The 6,147-nt window shown below is 38.0% G+C and carries 6 protein-coding genes and 1 pseudogene; 6 read left to right on the forward strand and 1 reads right to left on the reverse strand.

Annotated elements, in window-relative coordinates; all coding sequences use genetic code 11:
* The first annotated feature begins 388 nt into the window (after nt 1-388).
* The 6 genes and pseudogenes from ACH0QE_RS04875 to ACH0QE_RS04900 all read left to right on the forward strand — a co-directional run bounded on the left by ACH0QE_RS04875 (nt 389) and on the right by ACH0QE_RS04900 (nt 5,186).
* Complete coding sequence (locus ACH0QE_RS04875) at nt 389-1,639, forward strand: MFS transporter (protein ID WP_415799567.1); 1,251 nt, start codon at nt 389-391, stop codon at nt 1,637-1,639.
* Between the two features lie 399 nt (nt 1,640-2,038).
* Nucleotides 2,039-2,614: pseudogene (locus tag ACH0QE_RS04880) on the forward strand (glycerol-3-phosphate acyltransferase).
* 73 nt (nt 2,615-2,687) lie between these two features.
* Nucleotides 2,688-2,963, forward strand: a complete 276-nt coding sequence (locus ACH0QE_RS04885) for a phage holin (protein WP_415799568.1) — start codon at nt 2,688-2,690, stop codon at nt 2,961-2,963.
* Between the two features lie 83 nt (nt 2,964-3,046).
* Nucleotides 3,047-3,232 (forward strand): hypothetical protein, encoded by a 186-nt coding sequence (locus tag ACH0QE_RS04890; RefSeq protein ID WP_415799569.1) that lies wholly within the window; start codon nt 3,047-3,049, stop codon nt 3,230-3,232.
* 108 nt (nt 3,233-3,340) lie between these two features.
* On the forward strand, nt 3,341-4,339 hold the full coding sequence (locus ACH0QE_RS04895; RefSeq protein WP_415799570.1) for an NAD(P)H-dependent flavin oxidoreductase: 999 nt from the start codon (nt 3,341-3,343) through the stop codon (nt 4,337-4,339).
* 280 nt (nt 4,340-4,619) lie between these two features.
* Nucleotides 4,620-5,186, forward strand: coding sequence for an MEDS domain-containing protein (locus ACH0QE_RS04900; RefSeq protein ID WP_415799571.1), 567 nt, complete (start codon nt 4,620-4,622; stop codon nt 5,184-5,186).
* A 38-nt stretch (nt 5,187-5,224) separates the two neighbouring features.
* On the opposite strand, the gene ACH0QE_RS04905 is transcribed toward ACH0QE_RS04900, so the two are convergent.
* A partial coding sequence (locus tag ACH0QE_RS04905) for a substrate-binding domain-containing protein (RefSeq protein WP_415799572.1) occupies nt 5,225-6,147 on the reverse strand: 923 nt, incomplete at its 5' end.

Raw genomic sequence — 6,147 nt, forward strand, 5'->3', positions numbered from 1 at the left:
ATTTGGACAGGACATTGACCTTCCTACTAATTATAAGGATTTTTTTATGTGTATTAAAGGTTATATTTAACATTAGTGTCAATTACTAGGTTATATCTTCGGGTTGACAATAATTAATTTTATTTATGCAACGCTAGTGTAATTTCCTAGACAAGTGAAAAGGAGCCATGTGCTCCTTTTTTTATTGGACCCGAAAAAGCAATTTCTACCAGAGCCAACCAACAGGAAACTTATAAAAAGCTGCCCTTTCTAATAACCTTTATTTCCAAAAAATTCTTAGCTTATTTTGCGGAAAAAATCTTGTTGCCAACAAAAACCAGAAGGAGTAAAATTAGGTGGATATTTCGATATCCAAAATAATTTGCATGATTCGAAAGAAGAGGAATGTATGGAAAGTCCTTCACAAATAACAAAGAGGAATGAAAAGAATAGCATAATAAATGGGGTCGCTTCTACAATTGTTATGAGTATGAGCAATAACTACTTTGCCTTATTTGCAATTGGTGTTCTCGGTGCTACGAATTATCAAGTAGGATTAATTAGTTCTCTGCCTCAAATAATAGGTATGTTCGCAATGATTCTTGGTACTGTGATCATGAGCAGGCTGCAGGAAAAAAAGAGGTTCACTGGTCTCTCGATTTTGTTCACTCGTTTATTTTTGCTGGGGATGTTTTTGGTCATTTATCTGCCTGAAGAATACAGGGCCTGGACATTTGTATTGTTGATCGGTCTAATGAATCTTCCTGGATCATTCGCAATGCTTAGCTGGCAGTCATTTATCGGAGACCTTATTTCAGACAGCCGCAGAAGCGGTTTCTTTAGTGAGAGGAACAGGATACTGACCATCGCTGGTATGATTACAACCTTGCTGATTGGGATTGGCCTTCAATGGTTTGATAAAACTAATCCAATGCCCTATCAAATTCTCTTCATTCTAGCATTTTTATTTGGGATTGCAGAAGTTATCTATTTAAATAAACATATAGAACCGAAGAAGGAAACCGTACCGGACAAGAAACGGTTAAATTTTGGCTGGGACGCCTATAAACATAAACCGTTCATTTATTTCTTGATTTGCGGATTGTTTTTCAACTTTGCCTGGCAGCTAGCCTGGCCTCTGTTCAATATTTACAATATCAAAGTCGCTCATATGACTGGTTTCTGGATCAGCATCATAACTGTGTCGAATCAGGTAGGTCAGATCATAAGCTTCAAGTGGTGGGGAAGGATGGCTGATAAGCATAGTAATGGAAAGATGCTGGCAGTTACTGCAGTCGGTATGGCATCAGCGCCATTCCTAACAATCCTCTCAAAAAATATGTATTACCTAACCTTCGTCAACTTTACTTCCGGTCTTTTTGTTTCTGGGACAGTTCTTTTGCTATTTAATCAGCTACTTGAAGTGACGAAGCAGGAGAACCGGGGAAGTTTTATCGCGCAATATAACATCCTTTTAGCAATTATAGGCTTTATCGCACCACAGGTTGGTGTTTATTTGCTTCAGTTAAGTTCAATTGAAACAGCTATGAATCTAGCAGCTGTTTTACGATTGATCTCAGGCGCAGTATTTTTACTATTCTATTTTTATATGAAAAAATGGTACTTCAACAGTAACAAGGTCGCAATCGAAAGACCATAACTGGTCACATACAAGAAGTATATGTCAACTGAAGTATGGATAATATTGATAACATTTATGTTGCATTGAAAAGCAACCAGCTATCATATGGAATTTAATACTCTGACAATTCCTGTCGTGTTTACAGGCAGTTTCAGCAGGGTTTTTAATATAAAGAGGATAGTGAGAGAATCACAACTAATAGGAACGAAAAATTTTGATCTCCTCAAGAAAAATATTGATTTGTTTGAGAAAGAAGTGGACCACGATTTGGTGGAACAGGCAATTCAAATAGGATACCAAGAATAAAAATTCCCGGCCAGCTGTGGCCGGGAATTTTTATAGGTAATCCTTATAAAGGAATTTATCGTCCTTATATCGAATAAACTCTACTAATATTGTTAGACAGGTTGTGTTGCCATGACTATCTTTAGTTATTTTTTAGTTTCATATTTTCTAGGCACCTTGATGGCTGGATATTTCGTTGTAAAGTTGCTCGGGAAAAAGGATATAAGAGTTGAGGGAAGCGGCAATGTAGGGGCGAGGAATGCAGGACGGGTACACGGAAGAGTATCATTCGTTTTGACTTTTCTTGGTGATGCGCTAAAAGGGGCAATTGTAATTTTTATCGGTGAATATTTTAAACTGTCTCCTGAGTTGCTATTGGGTGGATTGGGATTTGCAATTCTTGGCCATGTTAAGCCGATTACCTAAAAATTTAAAGGGGGCATGGGAATCTCTACATTTATCGGAGGTATGCTCGCCTTTGAACCTCTAACTGCTATTGTCATCATTTTTGGTTTCCTTTTGCTTTATCCCTTTTTGAAAAGTTTTACATTTGCTGGTCTAGGTTCCTTTGTTTTGATTCCTTTTAGTTTTTATTTTTTGGGAATTAATTGGCTTGTCATTCTTATTGCCAGCATACTCGTGGTGGTTATAATATTCATCCACCGAGAAGATATATTCGAAAGATTAGATAAAAGAAGAAAAAAATAAAAAGGGAGGGACAAAAGCAGACAACCAATCCCCACCGCTGAATATATTAAAAGTATAGGAGCAGGGGGAAGGAATGATGCAAATGTTTAACTGGGGTGTTAGGTTCAAAAATAAGGCCTGGGTTATTGCTTTCATATCACAATTAATGATAGTAGCCCAAATTGTCCTGGAGGGTATGAATAAATTAGGGTGGGTCACTTTCAGATTAACAGAAGAACTGCAGAACGAGGTTTTAATGTTGGTAAACGGTATATTCATGGTTCTTGCCATGCTTGGGATTATACAAGATCCAACGACTAAAGGATACAGAGACAGTAAAAGGGCAATGGAATACAAGGATCCTAACTAAAACAAGTTTATGTTTAGCATTCGAACATTTTGAGGTAAAGAATTGAATAGGATAAATGTATCCATTCGAAAGGAGCCTGAAAAATGTGGACCTGGATTTGGCTCTTGCTGCTGCCAATCATTGTTTTGCTGCTGATAGAAGAAGGAAGTCAATTTATTTGGCGCAGGTATTTAAAGAACCCAGAAGAAGGAAATGATACAATTTTATTACGTACTCTTAACAGCATAAAAAAGATTCAGCAGAAATACAGCAAGAATCCTTCACATTGAGGGATTCTTTTTTTAAAATAATAAATTCCTACCAAGATTGAAAAATTCCGTAAGTTAAACTATGATAAAGATATTCAGAAAATTTAGAAATGTAGAAGGGATGATACGATGAGTAAAGTGGTTCCAGAAAGCTGGTGGGATCAGCTATCTGTTCCTGCAATAGCAGCCCCAATGTTCCTAGTCTCAGGTCCTGATTTGGTAAGTTCCTGCTGCAAAAATGGAGTGATTGGATCATTTCCAGCTCCAAACGCCCGACCAATTGAAGTTCTAGATGAATGGATGGGCAGGTTGAATGTCGAATTAGCAGAAGCAAAAAAACAAGAGCCAGAACGGAAAATTGCACCATGGGCTATGAATATGGTGGTACATAGCACTTACAGCAGGCTTGAGGAAGAGCTTGCCTTAATAAAAAAGCATAAACCTCAGCTTGTTATCACATCACTCGGGAGTCCTAAGAAAGTGGTAGAAATTGTCCATGAATATGGGGGCCTTGTTTTCTCGGATGTGAGTGATGTGAAGTTCGCCAAGAAAGCTGCAGAGACAGGAGTAGACGGCCTTATTTTGGTCGCTAACGGTGCAGGGGGCCATGCTGGGGAACTGAATGGCTTTGCTTTCGTTGATTCTGTACGGACCTTTTGGGATGGAATCATTGTTCTGGCAGGATCAATCACCACCGGAAAAGCCGTACTTGCGGCACAGGCTGCAGGAGCAGACCTTGCTTACATGGGGACAAGATTCATTGTGGCAAAGGAAAGTATGGCGAATGATGAGTACAGACAAATGGTAGTAGATGCAACTCAAGAAGACCTTATTCTCACCGATGCTTTTTCTGGTGTTAAAGCGAATATGCTAAAGCCAAGCATCGTCAGGGCAGGACTAGACCCTGAAACCCTCCAGAAAAAAGATAATGTTAATTTTGATTCAATGCAAAGAGAGACGAATGCCAAGGCTTGGAAAGACATTTGGTCAGCAGGGCAGGGAGTTGGAGCTATCAATAATATACAATCTGCATCGGAGATTATTAGCCAGTTAGAAACTGAATACCATGATGCTTTAAGTAATGTGAACGCAAAAGCAGGCAAACTCAAAACTTTTATTATGGAATAATACTAAACTCACCGATCTTGCAATTGTTCGGTGGGTTTTTTAAAGTAATTCCAGTGAAAAAGTGGTGATCTTTTGAGAAATTCAGCAAATTATAATGAAAGAACGTTGTTGGGAAAATAAAGGGATATTTACTTCTTAAACCGTATATATATAATTGGACTTGATTGACTCATAAACAAGATTAATCGATTGATGGCAAGAAGTATGTTAATATAAAGGGTATATTTGAATATGTGAATTCATTGTTTGTTTCCCTTGAATTCCGGAGGAGACTGATACAATGCACAAAAAAATCCAGAGCCTGATCTCAAGTGTTAAAGAATCTGGAGCACATATTTTTTATTCATTTGAAAATGAAGAGAAATATGTTGATAATCTTATAGTCTATGTTACAGCGGCTATCGGACTCGGCAACCACGTGATGATCATAGAAAATGACCGGATTATGCCTGAACTCCAGAAGAGAATCAAAGCTGAGTTTAATGAGAAACAACAGGAAATGATTCACACGATCAATAATTATGAATTTTACTGCTATCGCGGCAACTTCAATAAGGTAACTATTTTAAGTTATTTAGAAAATATGCTTGCGCCTTTTTTGGAAAATAATATTCCTATTCAGACATGGGCGCATGTTGAATGGAGAGACCAAGAGGAAATCGTCCAGAATCTTGGGGATTACGAAAAAGAAGCGGATGCAATGCTTCAAACCACAAATTTAATTACCGTTTGTAGTTATGATGCCAATAGGGTCTCTGAGTCATTGAAAGACGTTTTGATGGATTCCCATGATTATTACATGACAGATGATAACATTGACCTTATAGATCGAAAAAGCAGAATATAATAATAAGGAACCTGCCGATAAATGGCAGGTTTTTTGTTTTAAACAGAATGTCGCTGTATTAATGTAAATGGAAGAGCGATCTTCTCTGCATATGTACTATTGCCAGACCGCTTAACAAATGAATTAAAGGCATATGCACCTAATTGTTTAGTGGGTATATCAATTGTTGTGATTCCCATGATTTCAGATATTTGATGGTTATCAAAGCTTAATATGGCTAAATTTTCAGGTACAGCAAGACCTTGTTTTACGGTTTCGGTTATAATGCCGGCTGCAACTTGGTCATTACCTACTAGAAAAGCTGTGGGCTTTTCTTTCATTTTTGAAAACCGATCCATCACTCTTTTACCATCCTGTATCATTAAACACTTGCCAAGAATCCAATCCTTATGTACCTTCTGACCAATCATCTTCATCTTTTCCTCGTATGCCTTTTGGCGTTTCTGGCTATTTGTTCCTTCAAGTCTTCCAAGACAGATTGCGATACGCTCATGCCCTTTTGAAATTAAATACTCCAATCCAAGGTTGAATGCAGCAACATGTTTAATTGATATAGATGGAAATTGATCTTGATCAGAGTCCTCGCATAACACGATCGGACCGGCATCTTTATATTTCAATAGTGAATCAAACGGAATTGCACGTGAAGCAAAAATCACCCCATCTATTAGATGGCCTGGAAGTTGTTCTAACGCTTCGAATTCCTTTACTTGATGGTACCCAGTCTGAAAGAGGACCAGTTGGGTATTATGCTTCATTGCTTCTTCAGCAATTCCTTCAAGGAGTTCTGAAAAATAAGGGTGATTGATCGTTGGCAGTACGACTCCGACCATATTGGTCTTTCCCCGTGATAAATGAACAGCATTAATATTAGGACTGTAATCCAGTTGCCTTATGGTTTTCAAAACTGCTTCCCGTTTATCCGGGCTTACATATGGATGTTGATTCAACACCCGTGACA

The organism is Mesobacillus sp. (assembly GCF_047739415.1).
Classification (GTDB): Bacteria; Bacillota; Bacilli; order Bacillales; family Cytobacillaceae; genus Mesobacillus.

Excerpts from the sequence above, each read along its gene's own strand:
- ACH0QE_RS04875 (WP_415799567.1), top strand. The coding sequence starts at position 389 with ATGGAAAGTCCTTCACAAATAACAAAGAGGAATGAAAAGAATAGCATA.
- ACH0QE_RS04895 (WP_415799570.1), top strand. The coding sequence starts at position 3,341 with ATGAGTAAAGTGGTTCCAGAAAGCTGGTGGGATCAGCTATCTGTTCCT.
- ACH0QE_RS04885 (WP_415799568.1), top strand. The coding sequence starts at position 2,688 with ATGATGCAAATGTTTAACTGGGGTGTTAGGTTCAAAAATAAGGCCTGG.
- ACH0QE_RS04890 (WP_415799569.1), top strand. The coding sequence starts at position 3,047 with ATGTGGACCTGGATTTGGCTCTTGCTGCTGCCAATCATTGTTTTGCTG.
- ACH0QE_RS04900 (WP_415799571.1), top strand. The coding sequence starts at position 4,620 with ATGCACAAAAAAATCCAGAGCCTGATCTCAAGTGTTAAAGAATCTGGA.